Here is a 1,293-nt window from a genome sequence, read left to right as displayed (position 1 = left end):
CGATGCTCCTATGTCAAGGCCGGCGTCTCAGGCGGCCTGCTGGATGTGGGTGGAGGCTGGGATCTGGTCGGCGCGCAGAGCGGAGTAGATGGCGTCGGAGAGTCGTCGACGCAGCAGTCGCAGCGCGGCGACACGGTCCTTGCCGCGGGCTTCGGCCTTGGCCAGGTAGGCCCGGCCGGGGCCGACGCCGCGCGCCTGGGTGAGGGCGATCATGTGCAGGGCGTAGTTCATCTGACGGTTGCCGCCACGGTTGAGGCGGACCTTGCCGGCCGAGGCGCCGGACCAGACCGGCACGGGCGCGGTACCGGTGAACCGGGCGAAGGCGTCCTTGTCCCGGAACCGGTGGACACCGGCAGTCTCGCCAATGATGACCGCGGCAGAGAACACGCCACAGCCGGGCAGCGACAGCAGCGTTGGGGCTTGGTCCGCCACCAGGGTCTTGAGCTCCTTCTCGATGTCCTTGATCTCCTCGCTGAGGTCAGCGATCCGGACCAGGAGCTTGCGTGCCAGGCGGACGACGATGCCGCCCTGGGTGTCGAGGAAGGCCTCGACGCGGGCCCGGGTGTTGGCCTGACGCAGGCTGCGGGACGGCAAGGCCAGATCGGGGTCCAGCTCGTGCAGGTGCCAACGCAGCTGGCAGCACGCGCGGGTGCGCTGCATGACCAGGTCACGCCGGTAGTCCGAGAGCAGCTTGACCTGACGGGCGGGGCCATCGAGCTCAGCGACCGGCAATCCTGGGTGACGCAACGCAGCCACAGCGACAGCCTCGGCGTCGATCGGGTCAGACTTGCCCGGTGTCCGCGCCCCGCGGCGTGCACCGGCCATCAGCCTCGTCGGCACGCGGACCACCCGCTGCCCGGCACGCAGCAGGTCGCCCTCCAGTCTGCGGGTCAGGTGCCGGCAGTCCTCCAGGGCGAAAGTGACGTCCTGGAACTGTGCCGCCCAGGTCAGCAGCTGCAGGTGCCCGTCGGTGTTGGCGCGCAGGGTGCACTCACCCAGACGTCGGCCGACGTCGTCGAGGGCGACGAAGGTGTGCGTGCGTTTGTGGGAGTCGGTGCCGATCATCACCATGGCGGTGGACCTCCTGGTCGATACTGGGATGGACGTCCTGGTCGCCGGGTGCGGCGGGCACGCCTCAATCCAGCCCGGAGCAGGCTCCTATCAAGCCACGCCACGCCCGACGGCCAGGGCGTCCGGCCGAGCCGCACATCGGACGAGCAGCCAACGACGGGGATCCGCCGCAGCAGCGAAAAAAGGAGCGAACCCGACCGGACCCCATCAGCGTGCCATTGA

Annotated in this window: 1 protein-coding gene; it reads right to left on the bottom strand. The window is 69.7% G+C overall.

Annotation, left to right across the window (positions count from 1 at the left end; all coding sequences use genetic code 11):
• Positions 1–27 precede the first annotated feature (27 nt).
• Positions 28–1,071 (bottom strand): IS110 family transposase, encoded by a 1,044-nt coding sequence (locus Q0967_RS17270; protein ID WP_298891749.1) that lies wholly within the window; start codon positions 1,069–1,071, stop codon positions 28–30.
• Positions 1,072–1,293 lie beyond the last annotated feature (222 nt).

The sequence above is a fragment of the uncultured Serinicoccus sp. genome (genome assembly GCF_947500995.1).
In the GTDB taxonomy this organism is placed as follows: Bacteria; Actinomycetota; Actinomycetes; order Actinomycetales; family Dermatophilaceae; genus Ornithinicoccus.
The sequence above is the reverse complement of the archived record's forward strand: the minus strand, read 5'-3'. Positions and strand labels throughout refer to the sequence as shown.